At 68.7% G+C, this 16,103-nt stretch carries 17 protein-coding genes; 10 read left to right on the top strand and 7 right to left on the bottom strand.

The features are described from left to right. Positions 1-13: 13 nt before the first annotated feature. Entirely contained in the window at positions 14-1,594 is a 1,581-nt protein-coding gene (locus ED92_RS19145; RefSeq protein WP_037340587.1) for a beta-N-acetylhexosaminidase, read from the top strand. Positions 1,595-1,643: 49 nt separating this feature from the next. Here ED92_RS19145 and ED92_RS19140 read toward each other — a convergent pair whose 3' ends face one another. Together ED92_RS19140 and ED92_RS19135 are read right to left on the bottom strand one after the other, a co-directional pair. Beyond that, positions 1,644-2,255: a TetR/AcrR family transcriptional regulator gene (locus ED92_RS19140; protein ID WP_037340585.1), complete on the bottom strand. Its 612-nt coding sequence runs from the start codon at positions 2,253-2,255 to the stop codon at positions 1,644-1,646. Next, positions 2,245-2,940, bottom strand: coding sequence for an MOSC domain-containing protein (locus ED92_RS19135; protein ID WP_037340584.1), 696 nt, complete (start codon positions 2,938-2,940; stop codon positions 2,245-2,247). Before ED92_RS19135 ends, ED92_RS19140 begins: the two co-directional genes overlap by 11 nt. 39 nt (positions 2,941-2,979) lie before the next feature. Here ED92_RS19135 and ED92_RS19130 point away from each other — a divergent pair, with 39 nt between their 5' ends. Continuing rightward, positions 2,980-3,552 carry a TIGR03086 family metal-binding protein gene (locus ED92_RS19130; protein ID WP_037340583.1) on the top strand — a complete coding sequence of 191 codons (573 nt, stop codon included), beginning with the start codon at positions 2,980-2,982 and terminating at the stop codon, positions 3,550-3,552. Here the strand turns inward: ED92_RS19130 and ED92_RS19125 are convergent. Together ED92_RS19125 and ED92_RS19120 are read right to left on the bottom strand one after the other, a co-directional pair. Next, positions 3,506-3,889: a DUF779 domain-containing protein gene (locus ED92_RS19125; protein WP_037340581.1), complete on the bottom strand. Its 384-nt coding sequence runs from the start codon at positions 3,887-3,889 to the stop codon at positions 3,506-3,508. The genes ED92_RS19130 and ED92_RS19125 overlap by 47 nt on opposite strands. Next, on the bottom strand, positions 3,889-5,412 hold the full coding sequence (locus ED92_RS19120) for an aldehyde dehydrogenase family protein (protein ID WP_037340578.1): 1,524 nt from the start codon (positions 5,410-5,412) through the stop codon (positions 3,889-3,891). Before ED92_RS19120 ends, ED92_RS19125 begins: the two co-directional genes overlap by 1 nt. 105 nt (positions 5,413-5,517) lie before the next feature. On the opposite strand from ED92_RS19120, the gene ED92_RS19115 reads away from it, so the two are divergent. The 5 genes from ED92_RS19115 (at position 5,518) to ED92_RS19095 (ending at position 10,474) form a co-directional block, all read left to right on the top strand. After that, complete coding sequence (locus ED92_RS19115) at positions 5,518-6,999, top strand: helix-turn-helix domain-containing protein (RefSeq protein ID WP_037340576.1); 1,482 nt, start codon at positions 5,518-5,520, stop codon at positions 6,997-6,999. A 68-nt stretch (positions 7,000-7,067) separates the two neighbouring features. Then, the gene (locus ED92_RS19110; RefSeq protein WP_037340573.1) at positions 7,068-7,868 is read left to right on the top strand and encodes an SGNH/GDSL hydrolase family protein; all 801 of its coding nucleotides are present in this window, start codon (positions 7,068-7,070) and stop codon (positions 7,866-7,868) included. Then, positions 7,847-8,404 carry a TetR/AcrR family transcriptional regulator gene (locus ED92_RS19105; protein WP_037340570.1) on the top strand — a complete coding sequence of 186 codons (558 nt, stop codon included), beginning with the start codon at positions 7,847-7,849 and terminating at the stop codon, positions 8,402-8,404. The genes ED92_RS19110 and ED92_RS19105 overlap by 22 nt, the downstream gene beginning before the upstream one ends. 247 nt (positions 8,405-8,651) lie before the next feature. Continuing rightward, a complete protein-coding gene (locus ED92_RS19100; RefSeq protein WP_037340568.1) occupies positions 8,652-9,812 on the top strand; it encodes a sensor histidine kinase in 1,161 nt (386 codons plus the stop codon). After that, positions 9,809-10,474, top strand: coding sequence for a response regulator transcription factor (locus ED92_RS19095; protein WP_037340566.1), 666 nt, complete (start codon positions 9,809-9,811; stop codon positions 10,472-10,474). Before ED92_RS19100 ends, ED92_RS19095 begins: the two co-directional genes overlap by 4 nt. On the opposite strand, the gene ED92_RS19090 is transcribed toward ED92_RS19095, so the two are convergent. Beyond that, complete coding sequence (locus ED92_RS19090; RefSeq protein WP_037340564.1) at positions 10,438-11,901, bottom strand: NAD(P)/FAD-dependent oxidoreductase; 1,464 nt, start codon at positions 11,899-11,901, stop codon at positions 10,438-10,440. The two genes, ED92_RS19095 and ED92_RS19090, sit on opposite strands and share 37 nt — an antisense overlap. Before the next feature lie 94 nt (positions 11,902-11,995). Between ED92_RS19090 and ED92_RS19085 the strand changes: the two genes are divergently transcribed. Beyond that, positions 11,996-12,730 (top strand): DUF2786 domain-containing protein, encoded by a 735-nt coding sequence (locus tag ED92_RS19085; RefSeq protein WP_037340562.1) that lies wholly within the window; start codon positions 11,996-11,998, stop codon positions 12,728-12,730. On the opposite strand, the gene ED92_RS43800 is transcribed toward ED92_RS19085, so the two are convergent. Continuing rightward, positions 12,731-13,054 carry a CPCC family cysteine-rich protein gene (locus tag ED92_RS43800; RefSeq protein ID WP_037340559.1) on the bottom strand — a complete coding sequence of 108 codons (324 nt, stop codon included), beginning with the start codon at positions 13,052-13,054 and terminating at the stop codon, positions 12,731-12,733. Positions 13,055-13,104: 50 nt separating this feature from the next. On the opposite strand from ED92_RS43800, the gene ED92_RS19075 reads away from it, so the two are divergent. Then, positions 13,105-13,860 (top strand): GNAT family N-acetyltransferase, encoded by a 756-nt coding sequence (locus ED92_RS19075; protein WP_081975866.1) that lies wholly within the window; start codon positions 13,105-13,107, stop codon positions 13,858-13,860. 131 nt (positions 13,861-13,991) lie between these two features. Next, positions 13,992-14,714 carry a bifunctional 2-polyprenyl-6-hydroxyphenol methylase/3-demethylubiquinol 3-O-methyltransferase UbiG gene (locus ED92_RS19070; protein ID WP_037340556.1) on the top strand — a complete coding sequence of 241 codons (723 nt, stop codon included), beginning with the start codon at positions 13,992-13,994 and terminating at the stop codon, positions 14,712-14,714. Here the strand turns inward: ED92_RS19070 and ED92_RS19065 are convergent. After that, positions 14,711-16,084, bottom strand: coding sequence for a UTP--glucose-1-phosphate uridylyltransferase (locus ED92_RS19065; protein ID WP_037340553.1), 1,374 nt, complete (start codon positions 16,082-16,084; stop codon positions 14,711-14,713). The two genes, ED92_RS19070 and ED92_RS19065, sit on opposite strands and share 4 nt — an antisense overlap. Positions 16,085-16,103 lie beyond the last annotated feature (19 nt).

The raw sequence follows: 16,103 nt of genomic DNA, 5'->3' as shown, positions 1-16,103 counted from the left end.
CCGGAGGTGCTCCATGAGTAAACGCCTGTCCAGAACCGTGCTCGGCGTGGCCGTCCTGAGCCTCGTGACGCTCGGGCTCCCCGCCACGGCGAGCGCGGGACAGCACGCGAAGGCCGAACGGACCGTCACCGACGTCGTCCCCGCGCCGGTCGACGCGAAACCCGACCCCCGCGCGAACTTCCGCCTCGGCCCCGCGACCGTCATCCGCACCGACCGCGACGGCAAGCAGGTCGCCGAATACCTGGCGGGCCTGCTCCGGCCCGCCACCGGTTACCGGCTGCCCGTCGTCAGCGGCCACCGTGGCGGCGGCCCGGCCATCTCGCTCGAAACCGGTCACGCGGGCGACCGCGTCGGCAGCGAGGGTTACCAGCTCAAGGTGTCGCCCTCCGGCGTGACCTTGAAGGCGAACACCGACGAAGGCCTGTTCCTCGGCGTGCAGACGCTGCGTCAGTTGCTTCCTTCGGCGATCGAGGCGAAGACCGTCCAGAAGCGGTCGTGGGTGGTCTCGGGCGGCACGGTGCTCGACTATCCGCGCTTCGGCTACCGCAGCGCGATGCTCGACGTCGCCCGGCACTTCTTCACGCCGGACCAGGTCAAGCTGTACATCGACCAGATCGCGCAGTACAAGATCAACAACCTCCACCTGCACCTGAGCGACGACCAGGGCTGGCGGATCGAGATCAAGAGCTGGCCGAAGCTGGCGACCGTGGGCGGCCAGACGGCCGTCGGCGGTGCTCCCGGCGGTTACTACACGCAGGAGCAGTACAAGGACCTGGTGCGCTACGCGGCTTCGCGGCACATCACGATCGTTCCCGAGATCGACATGCCGGGCCACACCAACGCGGCCCAGTATTCCTACGCCGAACTGAACTGCGACGGCAAGCCGATACCGCCGCGCACGGACATCGAGGTCGGCTACAGCTCGCTGTGCATCGGCAAGGACATCACCTACAAGTTCGTGGACGACGTCATCCGCGAGCTGTCGGCGATCACCCCCGGGAAGTACATCAACATCGGTGGCGACGAAGCGCACTCGACCACCCCGGCCGACTACCAGACCTTCGCCACGAAGGTGCACCCGATCGTCGCGAAGTACGGCAAGACGATCACGGGCTGGCACGACATCGCCAAGACGAATCCGCCGGTTTCGGCCGTCCCGCAGTTCTGGGGCACGACGGGCACCGACGCGAACGTCGCCGCGGCGGCGGCACGCGGCAACAAGATCCTGATGTCGCCCGCGAACAAGGCGTACCTGGACATGAAGTACCACCCACAGACGCCGCTCGGACTGAGCTGGGCGGGCCTGATCGAGGTCAAGACCGGGTACGACTGGGATCCGGCCACGTACCTGGAGGGCGTGACGGAGAAGAACGTGATCGGGGTCGAGGCGCCGCTGTGGTCGGAAACGCTGATCACCAGTGACCACATCGAGTTCATGGCGTTCCCGAGGTTGCCGGGGTACGCCGAGATCGGGTGGTCGCCGAAGGATTCCCGCACCTGGGACGCCTATCGGCTCCGGCTGGCGAAGCAGAGCCCGCGGTGGGTTCAGCAGGGCATCGACTTCTACCGGTCCACGCAGGTCGACTGGAAGTAGCGCGCCATGAACGGGACGTTCCTTGCGAAATTTGCAAGGAACGTCCCGTTCATTGCACGGCCGCGGCGTCGAGGCGGGCGGTGATGGCGGCCCGCGCCAGCGCGTAGGGCTCGGTCCCGCCGAACATCACCGAATCGGCGTTCGCGGCCCGCCCCAGCGCGTGCAGCTCGAAGGCCAGCCGGTTCACGTCGACGGACTCCCGCAGGTGCCCGGCCTTCCGCGCCTCGACGGCGGTGGACCGGATGAACTGGGCGAAGGCCCGGCTCGCGTTCGCGACCGCGTCGTGCACCCGGCCGGTCCGCGCGTCGAATTCGGCGCCGGTGTTGAAGAAGAAACAGCCGCCCGGGAACACGCGGCGTTCCGAGTAGTCGAGCCAGTTCGCGCACAACGCGCGCAGCCGCGTGATCCCCTGCTCGACCTCGAGCGTCGGCTCGACGACGTTCTCCGCGAAGATCGCGCTCGCCGTCTCGACCGCCGCGAGCTGCAGTTCCTCCTTGGAACCGAACAGGGCGAACACGCCGGATTTGCTCAAGTCCAATTCGGTGGCGAGCCTGCCGAGGGACAACCCGTCGAGCCCCTCGACGGACGCGATGTCCACGGCGCGCCGAAGCACGATCCGCCTCGTCGCGTCACCGCGGGCCACCCGGCCGTCAACCGGCATTCCGTTCCTCTCGCCGCTTCTTCGCCGATGCCAGGCCGTCACGGTACTGCCGGGAAAGCGACGGCGCCGCGAGCACCCGGTCCAGCAGGGCCCAGTACGCCTCCCGGCGCTCGTCGTCGAGCTGGGCGACGTTGGTGAACGACGCGACGTACACCTCGGCGATCGTCGGATTCACCGGATCGCGTTCTTCGAGCGTCATCCGTCCCGACGTGGGCACCACGCCCGTCCGAAGCACCCGCAGGTACCAGCCACTGCGACCGGAATCGATCATCGCCGGGATGACGTCCTTGCGCCCGGTCTTCATCGCGAGCTTGAAGCACGGCGTCCGCGGCTGCGAGACCTGGACCAGCGTGTCTCCCCAGGACCAGACATCGCCGATCCTGACGTCGTACTCGTCGGCACCCGTCACCGAGGCGTTCTCCCCGAAATCACCCGCCGACACCGGGAAACCCTGCTCCGCCCAGGCGGCGTAGTGCGTCGCAGGGTAGACGTAGACCGCCTTGTCGACGCCGCCGTGGACGGTGCGATCGGCCTGGTCGTCGCCGGCCAGATTGATCTCGTCCAGTTCCAGGAACGGCGTCTCGACCCGTGATTTCGCGATGGCGCTGTACACCGGCACGTCGCGCTTCGTCCCCAGCACCGACGGACGGCCGACGAAGACCTCGTTCACTTCGAGAGTGTTCACCTCTAGAAGATAGCACGATCGTTCGTATACATTGCCGCCATGGATCTCATCGCACTCACCACCCGGGCCCATCGGGCCACCGGAGCCACGATCGCCGGAATCGGCGCGGACGACTGGGACCGCTCGACCCCCTGCGCCGAATGGACCGTCCGTGACATCGTGAAACACCTGATAGAGGGCCACGATTCCCGCACCGCGCAGGCGACGGGCCAGCCGATGAAGAGCCGGCCGTCGGCCGACGACGACCTCGCCGGGTCCTACGAAGCGAGTTCCGCCGAGTTCCTCGCGGCCTTCGACGGCGAAGCGCTGGAGAAGACCTTCGATTTCGGGAGCTTCGGCCCGCTCCCCGGGAAGAACGCGCTGGCCGTGCTGTTCGTCGACACGCTCACCCACGACTGGGACCTCAACACCGCTCTTGGCCGTGAACACCGCTGGGACGACGAGCTCGCGACGGCCGCGTTGAAGGTGGCGAGCCGCTATCCCGACGTCACGCCGGTCCGCGGGCCCGGCGGCGCCTTCGACCACGCTGTCGAGGCATCGCCGGACGCCGGACCGGGCGCACGGCTCATCGCGTTGCTGGGCCGTTCAGCTCAGCCGACTCCTCGTCGCTGAACAACCGGGACCGGACCAGGAAACGGACCCCTTCTGGCGCCTCCAAGGAGAATCCGCTCCCCCGGCCGGGGACGACGTCGATGGTCAGATGCGTGTGCTTCCAGTACTCGAACTGGGGGCCCGACATCCACACCGGAACGTCGCCGACGCCTTCGACGCTCAGGTCACCAAGGTGGACGTCGGACGCCCCGGTGCGGAATTCGCCGGCCGGGTAACACATCGGGGCGCTCCCGTCGCAGCATCCGCCGGACTGGTGGAACATCACCGGTCCGTGGAGCGACACCAGCCGCCGCAGCAGATCCGCGGCGGCCGGTGTCAAGCCGACCCGCTCGGCCATCAGAAGAACCCGAGCGCACTGTCCGAATAGGACACCAGCATGTTCTTGGTCTGCTGGTAGTGGTCCAGCATCATCTTGTGGTTCTCGCGCCCGATCCCGGACGCCTTGTAGCCGCCGAAGGCCGCGTGCGCCGGGTACGCGTGGTAGTTGTTGACCCACACCCGGCCCGCCTGGATGTCGCGGCCGGCGCGGTAGGCGGTGTTGCCGTCACGCGACCAGACACCGGCGCCGAGGCCGTACAGGGTGTCGTTGGCGATCTTCAGCGCGTCGGCGTAGTCGTCGAACCTGGCCACCGAGACGACCGGGCCGAAGATCTCCTCCTGGAAGATCCGCATCTTGTTGTCACCCTCGAAGACCGTCGGCTGCACGTAGTACCCGCCGGACAGTTCGCCGCCGAGGTCGCTGCGCTCGCCGCCGGTGAGGATCTTCGCGCCTTCCTTCTGACCGATGTCGATGTAGGAAAGGATCTTCTCCAGCTGGTCGTTGGAGGCCTGCGCGCCGATCTGCGTCTCGGTGTCGAGCGGGTGCCCCTGCTTGATCTTCTTGACCCGCTCGACGGCGTCGCCGAGGAACCGGTCGTAGATGCCGGACTGGATCAGCGCCCGCGACGGACAGGTGCAGACCTCGCCCTGGTTCAGCGCGAAGAGCGCGAAGCCTTCCTGCGCCTTGTCATAGAACGCGTCGTTCGCGGCGGCGACGTCGTCGAAGAAGATGTTCGGGCTCTTGCCGCCGAGCTCGACGGTGACCGGGATGATGTTCTCGCTGGCGTACTGCAGGATCAGCCGTCCGGTGGTGGTCTCGCCGGTGAACGCGACCTTCCGCACCCGGTTGCTCGACGCGAGCGGCTTGCCCGCCTCGACGCCGAAACCGTTGACGATGTTCAGCACGCCCGGCGGGATCAGGTCGCCGATGAGCGACATCAGCAGGTGGATCGACGCCGGGGTCTGCTCGGCGGGTTTCAGCACGATCGCGTTGCCCGCGGCCAGCGCGGGCGCGAGCTTCCAGACCGCCATCAGCAGCGGGAAGTTCCACGGGATGATCTGGCCGACGACGCCGAGCGGCTCGTGGAAGTGATACGCGACGGTGTTGTCGTCGATCTGGGAGATGCCGCCCTCCTGGGCGCGCAGGGCGCCGGCGAAGTAGCGGAAGTGGTCGATGGCCAGCGGGATGTCGGCGGCCAGGGTCTCGCGGACCGGTTTGCCGTTCTCCCACGATTCGGCGACGGCGATCGCTTCGAGGTTCTGTTCCATCCGGTCGGCGATCCGGAGCAGCACGTTCGCGCGCTCGTCCACCGACGTCCGCCCCCAGGCCGCGGCCGCGCCTTCGGCGGCGTCGAGCGCGCGGTCGATGTCGGCGGCGGTGCCGCGGGCGACCTCGGTGAACACCTGTCCGGTCACCGGGGTCGGGTTCTCGAAGTACTGACCGCTCGCGGGCGGTACGTACTCGCCTCCGATGTAGTGGTCGTAGCGCGACTCGTAGCTGACGACGCTGCCTTCGGTGTTCGGTGCCGCGTACTTGGCCATCTTTCCTGCCTCATCGCTAGGGGTGGCGGATGACGGCGAAGCTAGGGCGGGTGAGGTTGCACGCACGTTGCAACGAAGTGAGCGCGGTCACCTATTCTCGGAAACGTGGCAGAGCGGCCCGCTGGAGAGTCCTCGCCGCGTGACCCTCAGGCGTACGCGCGGCTGCTGAAGGACGTCCACGACGCCGTTCTCTCCGGGGTTCCCGCGCCACGTTCCCCCAGGTCGATCGTGTCCGCGTCGTGGAATCGCTCGCTCGCCGCGCACGTCGATCCGGACACCGGCGTCGCCCCGCTCGTCTACGACTCCGGCGAGGTGAACGGGCTGCGCGACGAGCATCCGCTGGCCCCGGTCCTGCCGATCCTGCGTCAGACGCTGGTGAGCATCGCCGACGACGCCGAGCACATGATGATCGTGACCGACGCGGCCGGGCACATCCTGTGGCGGGAGGGCGCCGCGGGTGTGCTGCGGCGAGCGGACGGCGTGATGCTCGCCGAAGGCACGCGCTGGAGCGAGGACGTCATCGGGACGAACGCGATGGGCACCACGCTCGCCACTGGGGAGCCGGTGCAGATCTACTCGGCCGAGCACCTGGTGCGGACCTATCACGGCTGGACCTGCGCGGCGGCGCCCGTACGCGATCCGGAGACCGGCGCGCTGCTGGGGTCGATCGACGTCAGCGGTCCGCTGCGGACCGTCCATCCCGCGATGCTCGCGCTGGTCACGGCGGCCGCCCAGCTCGCCGAGGGCCAGCTGCGGGCCCGGCTCGCGATGCGCGACGAGCGGCTGCGGGCCGCGAACATGACCCATCTGGAAGCGTTGCGTGGCGCGCCGGGAGCACTACTCTCGGCGAAGGGCCGCGTGCTGGCGGCCGAATCCTGCGGCGACCTTCCCTCCACTGTGGACATCCGGCCGGGCGGCGGCGCGGTCACCCTGCCAGACGGGCGGCTGGGCACGGTGGAGCCGTTGACCGAGGGCTACCTGCTGCGCCTGCGGAACCGGGCCGCGGCGCGGCGGCCGCGGCTCGCGCTGGAGTTCCTCACCGACGGGCCACCGTCGACCACAGTGGACGGTCGCGAGGTGCCGTTCACCTTGCGGCACGCGGAGATCCTCACCCTGCTCGCACTGAACCCGGGCGGACTCTCGGCGGAGCGGCTGGCCCTGCTGCTCTACGGCGAGAGCGGCAATCCGGTGACCGTGCGCGCCGAGATCCACCGGCTCCGGACACAGCTCGGCTCGGACATAGTGCAGACGCGGCCGTACCGGCTTTCCGCCGAGGTGGACGCCGACTTCCTGCGCGTCCGCGCGGCACTCAAACGAGGCGACGTCGCGGCCGCGGCGGACGCCTTCCGTGGTCCGCTGCTCGCCGAATCGGAATCCCCCGCCGTACGCGAGGAGCGTGAAGCCGTCACCGCGTCGGTCCGGCGGGTCGTCCTCGGCAGCGGCGACGCGTCGGCGTTGTGGTCGTACTGGGAGACCCCGTGCGGGGCCGACGACCTGGAGATCGTCGACGCGCTGTGCCGGGTGCTCCCGGACGGCGATCCGCGGCGCGCCGTCGCCTTCACCCATCGGAACCGTCTCGACCGCTGAGTAGACAGCGTCTACATCAGTTTGATAGACAGTGTCTACAAGGTGAACTCGCGGTTACGGAGATCTGGATGGGCTACCAACGTTTCGTCGCGCTCGGCGACAGCTGCGCCGAAGGGCTGGCCGATCCGCATCCGTCGGGCGGTTTCTACCGCGGCTGGGCCGACTTCGTCGCGCACCGGCTCGCCGAGGACGAGCCCGGTTTCCGCTACGCCAATCTCGCGGTCCGCGGGCGCAGGCTCGACCAGATCCACGCCGAGCAGATCCCGGCGGCGACCAGGCTCCAGCCGGATCTGATCGCCTTGTTCGGCGGCGGCAACGACGTGATGAGCCGCGGCTGGGACGCGCGCACGGTCGCCCGCCGCGTCGACACCGCCATCCGCGCGTGCACCGAGATCGCGCCGCGGGTCGTCACCTTCACCCTCAGCGACATCTCCCACCGCATGCCGATGGGCCACCGCATGCGCCCGCGCATCGTCGCGCTGAACGACGCCGTCCGCGAGGCGTCCGTCAGCTACGGCGCGACGCTGGTCGACCTCTGGCCGGACGACGCGGCACACGATTCCCGCTACTTCGGCCCGGATCGGCTGCACCTGTCCGAGCAGGGCCACCGGCGCCTGGCCGGGCACGTGCTCGGCAAGCTCGACGTCACCCACGACCCGGCCTGGCTCGCTCCGCTGCCCGGTTCGGCCGGACGGCCCGGCCTGCGCGCGGATCTGCGCTGGCTGACCAGGGAGGTCTTCCCGGTCGCGGTCAGCCGGTTCCGCAACCGGCTCATCGGCCGCCAGCCGGGTGACGGGTTCCTGCCGAAACGCCCCGACCTGCTGCCCGTTCTCGAGGAGACCCGGTCGTGGGCGCCCGAACCCGCCTGATCGACACCGCGGCGACCCTGCTGGCCGAAGAAGGCGTCGGCGCCGTGACGCTGCGCGGGATCGCCAAGGCCGCGGGCGTCTCACACGGCGCGCCGCTGCGGCATTTCACCGGCCGCGCGGCGCTGCTATCGGCGGTCGCCACCCGTGGCTACATCGAGCTGCTCGAACGCGGCGCCGACCTGCCGGCCGGGACACCCCGGGAGCGGCTCATCGCTGCCTGCCACGGCTATCTCGATTTCGCGCTGGCCAATCCGGCGATGTTCGAGCTGATGTTCCGCCGCGATCTCATCGATCCGGACGATCCAGAGCTCACCCGGGTGAGCAGCGCGGTGTTCGACTTCTTCGCCGCGTTGGTCGAGGACGTGCAGGAAGGCGGCTGGCATCCCGCGACCGATCCGCGGCTGCTCGCGTCGTCGCTGTGGGCGTCACTGCACGGCCTCGCCCAGTTGTGGCTCTGGGGCGGGCTGGCGGGCGCGAGCTTCGCGCCGACACCGGAGCGGGCGCTGGCCGTTACATTGGACGCCTATCTGGGCTGAAGCTCGGCGAAGAGGCGGCCTGTTCCGGATATCCCCTCCCGAAGGCCCTCTTACCCGGAGCGGGTCATCCTCTTCGCCGAGTCGGGGAATGGAATATCCATCCTGTTGCGACGTTATCCGGACCGATCACCGAGCGGAATCCCCGCGAGTCGGAAGCCGGGGTAAACCTTGGCGGTATATGACGCGATGAATACCGCGCTGGTTGCAGGAATTGGGCGCCCTCTCGCCGCGACGGTAACTTGCGGAAGTGCCGTCCCTCTTCTCTCTCCTCCGCGCACGGCCGCTGCTCATCGACTGCCTGATCACCGCGGCGGCGGCCACCCTTCTCGCCTTGGGCGCGGCACCCCGCGGCGGTTCGTTCGGCGACCCGGCCGGGGCGGGCGTCATCCTCGCGGTGCTCATCGCCCTCCCGCTGATCATGCGCCGCCGTCATCCCATCGCGGTCCTGCTCGCGTCGGTCTCCCTCATGACCGTCTACACCGCCTTGGGCTACCGGGCCACGCTGGGCGAGCCGTCGGCGTTCATCGCGGCGTACACGGTGTGGGCGCGGTATCCACCCGCCAAGGCCGTCCCGCCGACGATCGCCTGGATCGCCCTTTTCGAACTGGGACTCGTGCTCGGCGAAGTGCCGTCCTTCGTGGTGGACACGACCCGCCTGCTCGCGCAGTGCGCGGGCACGATCATCGTCGGACGGCTCGGCTACCTGCGTGCGGACCGGATGGTGGAACGCGCCGTCCGCGCGGAACGGGAGATCCGGCTCGAGGCGGAACAGGCCGTCGTCGAGGAGCGCATCCGCATCGCCCACGAGCTGCACGACGTCGTCTCCCACCACATTTCGGTGATCGCGGTGCAGGCGAATCTGGCCCGGTACGTCTTCGAATCCTCCCCGGACACCGCGCGCACCGCACTCGACACCATCACTGGGACCACGACCGAAGCGCTCGACGAACTGCGGCGCCTGCTCGGCGTACTGCGCCCGCCTCAACGCGAAACCCACGAGTACCGCCCCCAGCCCGGCCTCGCCGACCTTCCCGCACTGGTCACCCGAGTGCGTGAAGCCGGCCTCACGGTGAAGACGCGGACCATCGGCGAACCGCGACGACTTCCGCCGGGTCAGCAGCTGTGCACCTACCGAATCGCACAGGAAGCGCTTACCAACGTGCTGAAACACGCGGATCAGGCGATCGTGGAACTCGTCCTCGAATACGGCGAAGACGCGCTCGTGCTGAGTGTCCGCAATTCCGCGTCCGAAGGGACACCACCACCGAATCCGGCGGGACAAGGCCTCATCGGAATGCGTGAACGGGCGAGAATGTACGGTGGTTCGATCGAAATGGGACCGGCCGGATCCGGTGGTTTCGCGATCGAACTGACCCTTCCCTATCTGCCGCAGGAGCGAGCCCGGTGACCAGTGTGCTGGTGGTCGACGACCAGGATCTCGTCCGGGCGGGATTCGTCGCCCTGCTCGAAGCCGTTCCCGGTGTCCGGGTCGCGGGCGAGGCGCGAGACGGGCTCGAAGCCGTCGAGAAGGCTCGTGAACTGCGTCCCGACGTGATCCTGATGGACATCCGGCTCCCCGAACTCGACGGAGTGAAGGCGACCGAGCGGATCCTCGCGGACACCAGGGCGGAAAAGCCGCACGTGCTCATGCTGACGGTGTTCGACCTCGACGAATACGTCTACACGGCGTTGCGCGCGGGCGCGGCGGGTTTCCTGCTCAAGGACAGCCCGCCGGAGACCCTGATCGCCGGGATCCACGCCGTCGCGCGCGGCGACATGCTGTTCGGCCCGACCATCACGCGGCGGCTGGTGGAGGCCTTCACCCAGGGCCCGCCGGAAAAGCCGGCGGCCCCGCCCGCGCTGGCCGGGCTGACCGAACGCGAAATCGAGGTGCTGCGTTTCGTCGGCACCGGCATGCCGAACGCGGACATCGCCCGGAGCCTGCTGGTCAGCGAGGCCACGGTGAAAACGCATCTGAACCGTTTGATGACCAAGCTCCGGATCTCCAGCCGGGCCCAAGCCGTGGTGGTGGCCTACGAAACGGGACTCGTGCGACCGCGCGGTTCCTGAATCACCCGCTCGAAATCCTTCCCCAGCACGGCTTTCGCGGCGTACCAGCCGCCCATCCCGTGCACGCCGGGGCCCGGGGCCGTCGCGGCCGAACACAGGAAGACACCGCCGAGCGGCGTCCGGTGTGTCTTCCACCGGGCGACCGGCCGTCCGAGCACCTGCCGCAGAGTCACCGCGCCCGCCGCGACGTCGCCGCCGGGATAGTTCGCGTTGTAGGCCTCCAGTTCCGGCGCGGTGACGCAACGGCTCGCCAGGATCGTGTCGGAGAAGCCGGGCGCGAACCGTTCGATCCGGCGCCGGACGAGCTCGGTGACGTCTCGCGGATCCCCATTCGGCACATGGCAATACGCCCACACCGGCCGCTTGCCCGGCAGCCCACGCGACGGGTCGATCGCCATCGGATCCGACACGAGCACGAACCGGTCGTCCGGATCTTGCCCGCGCACGATGGCGTTTTCGGCGGCGTACACCTCGTCTCGGGTGCCTCCGAGATGGACGGTGCCCGCCTTGCCGACCTCCGGCGCCGCCCACGGAACCGGTTCGGACACCAGGAAATCGACCTTCGCCGCGCCGGGTCCGTAGCGGTAGGCCTCCAGCGCCTTCCGGTATCGCGGCGGCAACAGCCCGCCGGCGATTTCGAGGAAACCACGCGGGGCGATGTCGAGGATCACCGTGCGCGACTTCGCCAGTCGCCGCAGATCGGTGATCCTGCTTCCGGTGTGGATCCGTCCGCCGCGAGCGCGGAGATCGGCGGCCAGAGCCTCGGTGATCGTCTGACTTCCGCCGCGGGCGATCGGCCAGCCCGTCGAATGCGCGAGGTGGCTGAGCAGGAGTGTCGCACCGGCCGCGGCGAGTGAGGGCTGGCGGCTCATCACGTGCGCGGAAACCCCGGCGAGCAGCGCGGGCGCTTCCGGACCGGTGAACATGCGGCGCTCCGAACCGGACGCGAGCAGCGCGATCCTGGCCGGGAGGAGGGCCGCGGCGCGCGGGTCACGAGGCGGATGGCGAAGGTCTCCGAGCAGGAGATCGGCCAGTTCGCGGCTGCGTTCGACCAGCGGGCCCAGCAGACGCCGCCACCGGGGACCGTCCGCGCCGAGGGCGTCACAGGTCCGGTCGAGATCTTCGTACGCGAGACCGGCCCGGTCACCGCCGAGGGGATGCGCGTACGCGATCTCCGGCCGCAGAAGGTCGACACCGTGTTCGGCGAGGCCGAACCAGCGGAAGAACGGAGACGCCGCGGCCAGCGGATGTCCGGTGGCGCAGATGTCGTGCCGGACCTCGTCGTCGAACAGCGAAGCCGTGCGCGTCCCGCCACCGATCTCTTCGGCCGCTTCGTGCACTTCGACCGTCAGCCCCGCCCTGACCAGCAGGACCGCCGCCGCGAGCCCGTTCGGCCCGGAACCGACCACCGACACGTCGACCGGCATACCGCCCCCTCACCGGCATCCGGACCTCTCGTCCGAATATTGTCGGACCTCTCTCCTAGATTGATCCGCTCCAACCCAATCAGGAAGGAGGACCATGCCCGACCATGACACGCTGCTCGCGCGCGTCCGGAAACTCCTCGCGAAGGCGGAGGACCCGGCGGTCACCGAGGCCGAAGCCGAGTCGTACAACACCAAGGCCGCCGAACTGATCGCCCGGTACGGCATCGATCAGGCGTTGCTGGCCGCCTCCGGGGCGACCGCCGACGAGATCACCCAGATCAAGATCCCGATCGACAACCCGTACAGCCGGGACAAGGCGGGCCTGCTCACGAACATCGCGCATCCGCTGCGCTGCCGGGCCCTGCTGCACCGGCTCGGCCAATCGGTCACCGCGGTGACGGTGTTCGGTTTCCGTTCCGATCTGGAGCGGACGGAACTGCTGTACACGAGCCTGCTGCTGCAGGCGACCACCCAGCTGACCAGGGTGCGCCCGGAGAACCGGGTGTTCGCTGGCGAATCGCTGGCCGCGTACCGGCGGACGTGGCTGCACGGATTCTCCGGCGCGGTCTACGAACGGCTCCGCAACAGCGAGGACACCGCGGCCAGGACCCATACGGCCACCGCCGGTCACCGCTCGGCCGAACTGGTGATCCAGGATCGGACGGCGATGGTCAAACAGGCGTACGACGAGCAGTACGGCGACCTGCGCTCGGCTCCGCCGAGGCGGCTGTCCGGCAGCGGCTATCTCGACGGTCACTCCGCCGGCGAGCGCGCCAACCTCAACACCACCGGAATCACCGGACGGCGCCGCGCGCTGCCCGTACGCTGATCAGTACCGCATCCGTTTCACCCGCCTGACCTTCGCGTCTTCGGGCAGCGGCCGAGCGCTCCCCTCGACAGGGATCTCGTCCGGTTCCGGAGGCCGCACATTGTGCACATGCGCCTCTTCGCAGGCACCGTGAAGATCGAAGTTCCGCCGAGCGACCGTAAGTGACAGGGCACCGTTAGGCCCACCTCGGACGACGTCAGTGTCGTGGTCGTCCTGCCCGTCGTCTTCCCAGAAGCAGACCGAGCAGATCTCGAACGCGCCACGCTCGCCCAGCGTGAGATAGCCGCAGCAAGGACAGGCGTATGCGCCATTCCCTCTCGTCATACCGGAAAACTATCTCGTGAGAATCGCGTGTCCTCGGGTCTACTGAGGACATGATCGTGATCGAAGACCTGGCCACCAGGCCCGAACTGCGCGAGCCCGCGCTCGGCCTCGGCGGCGTCGGCGGCGAATTCCTCCAGCACGGTCTGGCCGGACTGCTGGCGAAGTCGTCCCACCTGGCCGCCCGCTGGCCGGAATACTTCCTCGTGCTGCTGGAAGACGGCGTTCCCGTGGCGAGAACCGCCGCCGTCCCGGTCGGCTTCCCGACCGCCGAACGCCCGGAACTGCCGGACCACGGCTGGGACGCCGCCCTGATCTGGGCCGCGGAAGACCTGCTGAGCTCCCGTGAGACGAATACGTTGATCGCACTCGAAGTGATGGTCGCGCCAGGCCGCCGTGGCGGCGGCCTGGCCACAAAAGCGTTGGAAGCGTTGAAAAAGCGCGCTTCGGAAACAGGGATGGGCAAACTCGTCGTGCCGGTCCGCCCGGCCGGGAAGGAGAACGAACCAAGACTGTCCTTTGAGGACTACATCGCTCGCCGTCGCGCGGACGGGCTGCCGGAGGATCCGTGGCTGCGCACGCATGAACGGCTCGGCGCCAGGTTCCGGAAAGTGGCGCCGTTCGCGATGACGGTCACCGGCACCTTCGCCCAGTGGAAGGCGTGGACCGGCGTCGAACTCCAGGACGGCCTCACGGCCGTGCCGGGCGGGATCGCGCCGGTGCTCGCCTCCTCGGCGCTGGACGTCGGCGTCTACACGGAGCCGAACGCCTGGCTCGAGCACCCGGTGGACGAAGCCGGCACCGGCTAGGTTTCTTCGGCATGTACAGGAGCTCGGCATCAGCCGGGCGTTGCCGCAGCTGGCGTCACTGGAAGAACGGGCGTGGCGGCGCGACCGTAAATCCGTGGCTCCCGCACGCGTCCCGGAACTATCGTCGCCGAATGCCTGACGCGCTCTTCGCCCACGCCCGGCTCGCACCGATCTACGACGCCTTCGACGGCGCTCGCGACGACCTGGACCACTACCTCGGCATCATCGGCGAACTCGGGGCGAAGAGAGTGCTCGACGTCGGCTGCGGCACCGGTTGCCTGGCCGTTCTCTTGGCCGCGCGCGGAATCGAGGTCGTCGGTGTCGATCCCGCGAAGGCGTCACTGGACGTCGCGAAAGCCAAAGACCCGGAAGGGAAGATCACCTGGATCCATGGTGACGCGCAAGCGGCGGGCGACGTGGGAGCCGATCTCGCGGTGATGACCGGGAACGTGGCCCAGGTCTTCCTGACCGACGACGAATGGAACCGGACCCTCGAAGGCGTCCATACCGCGCTGGTGCCGGGCGGTCACCTGGTCTTCGAGATCCGGCGCCCCGGACGCCGGGCGTGGGAGGACTGGGCGGCCGACACCGCACACGAAACCATCGAAGTTCCCGGCGTCGGCGAGGTCGAGCAGTGGCGCGAGGTCACCGAAGTGAACCTCCCGTTCGTGTCGTTCCGGTACAGCTACCGGTTCCCCGACGGCGAGGTCGTCACCTCGGACTCGACGTTGTGGTTCCGCGAACGCGAAGACCTGGAGTCCCTGCTGGCGGAGCACGGATTTCGCGTCCTGGACGTCCGGGACGCCCCCGACCGTCCAGGACGCGAGTACGTGTTCATCGCCCAGCGCGGCTAGAGGACTTCGCCGTCCGGGATGGTTTTCGGCCCGGTGATCTTCACATCGCCCCGGACGACGACGTCCTTTCCGAAGGTGACGTCGCCGTCCACCGCGAGGCTCGTGCACTCCTTGAGCGAAGGCGCGACGGGGATACGCGCGTCGAAGTCCGGAAGGAGCTTGTAGAACTCCTTGCTCAGCGACACGACCGGCGGGGTGGTGGTGAACTCCGGGACCATCTGCCCGCCGTCGTCGAGCACGTACGCGTCGGACCGGACGACCAGCAGATCGTCGGTGGTCTTGACCGGCGCGAACCGGCTCCGCGGGATCTCGATGGCCCGCGCGCCCTCGACCGAACCGATCGCCGCGCCCATCGCCGTTTCGAGCTGGATCACCGGCGTGCTGGCGGCGTCGGCGGGATCGACGGTCTTCCGGTTCACGATCAGCGGGAGCAGCGGCGCGGCGGGGTCCGCGTCCTGCAGCGCCTTCAGGCGTTCGAGATCGAACCAGATGTTGTTGGTGTTGAAGTAACGCCACTTGGCGACGTCGCCGAACGAGTCGTCCCCGTCGGGGACCTGCGCGGATTCACGCAGGACGATCCGGCCCGCACGCCGCGCGAGGTGCCCGCCCTTGCGGTCGGCCGCGGTGCCGAGCACCGTCTCCATCGCGAACGGGATGTCCTCCTTCGCCAGCCACGCCGCGATCCGGGCGTCCGGGAGCGCGCCGAGGTTGTCGGAGTTGGACACGAAGCACCAGCGGATTCCCTCGGCCAGCAGGGTTTCGAGCATTCCGCTCACCGCGAGCGCGACGTAGATGTCGCCGTGCCCCGGCGGGCACCATTCGAGCTCCGGGTTCGCGGGCCAGGCGACGGGCCGCCCGTCGGCGGTGATCTTCGGTTCGCGCCCCTGCAGGAAGTCGGCCGGGATGACGTCGTCGGCGAGATCGGGATACTTCTTCAACAACTCCAGCGAAGGTTCGCGGGTGCCCGCCGAATTCATCAGGATCAGCGGGAGCCGCGCGTTGTACTTCTCCCGGGTCGAAAGCACCTGCATGGCGATGACGTCGAGGAACGTCTTCCCCGGTTTGATCTCCAGCAGCGATTTCGGGCCGGTGAGCCCCATGCTCGTGCCGAGCCCGCCGTTGAGCTTCAGGACGGCGGTGCGGTCCAGCACCCGGCGCGCTTCTTCGGGGTCCGGCTCCGGCAGATCCACGAGCCTGCTGATGTCATCGAGAGGTTCGAGTTCGTTTCCCGGCAATTCACCGGCGCCGGGTTCGGTCAGCTGCTCGAGACGCCGTCGCAGGGCCGCCAGCTCCATGGGGTGGGCGCCCGCGGAACGCATTTTCGACAGCGTTTCGGCGAAATGATCGGACAGGTGCGCGTCAGAGCTCATTGTGCCCTTTCTGAACCAC

Origin of the sequence: Amycolatopsis sp. MJM2582, assembly GCF_000754115.1 — a bacterium.
Classification (GTDB): Bacteria; Actinomycetota; Actinomycetes; order Mycobacteriales; family Pseudonocardiaceae; genus Amycolatopsis; species Amycolatopsis japonica.
Note: the sequence above shows the minus strand (reverse complement) of the source record. Positions and strands in the feature narration are given on the sequence as shown.

Coding starts and splice junctions, on each gene's coding strand:
- ED92_RS19145 (WP_037340587.1), top strand. CDS start 14: ATGAGTAAACGCCTGTCCAGAACCGTGCTCGGCGTGGCCGTCCTGAGC.
- ED92_RS19140 (WP_037340585.1), bottom strand. CDS start 2,255: ATGCCGGTTGACGGCCGGGTGGCCCGCGGTGACGCGACGAGGCGGATC.
- ED92_RS19130 (WP_037340583.1), top strand. CDS start 2,980: ATGGATCTCATCGCACTCACCACCCGGGCCCATCGGGCCACCGGAGCC.
- ED92_RS19125 (WP_037340581.1), bottom strand. CDS start 3,889: ATGGCCGAGCGGGTCGGCTTGACACCGGCCGCCGCGGATCTGCTGCGG.
- ED92_RS19120 (WP_037340578.1), bottom strand. CDS start 5,412: ATGGCCAAGTACGCGGCACCGAACACCGAAGGCAGCGTCGTCAGCTAC.
- ED92_RS19110 (WP_037340573.1), top strand. CDS start 7,068: ATGGGCTACCAACGTTTCGTCGCGCTCGGCGACAGCTGCGCCGAAGGG.
- ED92_RS19090 (WP_037340564.1), bottom strand. CDS start 11,901: ATGCCGGTCGACGTGTCGGTGGTCGGTTCCGGGCCGAACGGGCTCGCG.
- ED92_RS19085 (WP_037340562.1), top strand. CDS start 11,996: ATGCCCGACCATGACACGCTGCTCGCGCGCGTCCGGAAACTCCTCGCG.
- ED92_RS43800 (WP_037340559.1), bottom strand. CDS start 13,054: ATGACGAGAGGGAATGGCGCATACGCCTGTCCTTGCTGCGGCTATCTC.
- ED92_RS19075 (WP_081975866.1), top strand. CDS start 13,105: ATGATCGTGATCGAAGACCTGGCCACCAGGCCCGAACTGCGCGAGCCC.
- ED92_RS19070 (WP_037340556.1), top strand. CDS start 13,992: ATGCCTGACGCGCTCTTCGCCCACGCCCGGCTCGCACCGATCTACGAC.
- ED92_RS19065 (WP_037340553.1), bottom strand. CDS start 16,084: ATGAGCTCTGACGCGCACCTGTCCGATCATTTCGCCGAAACGCTGTCG.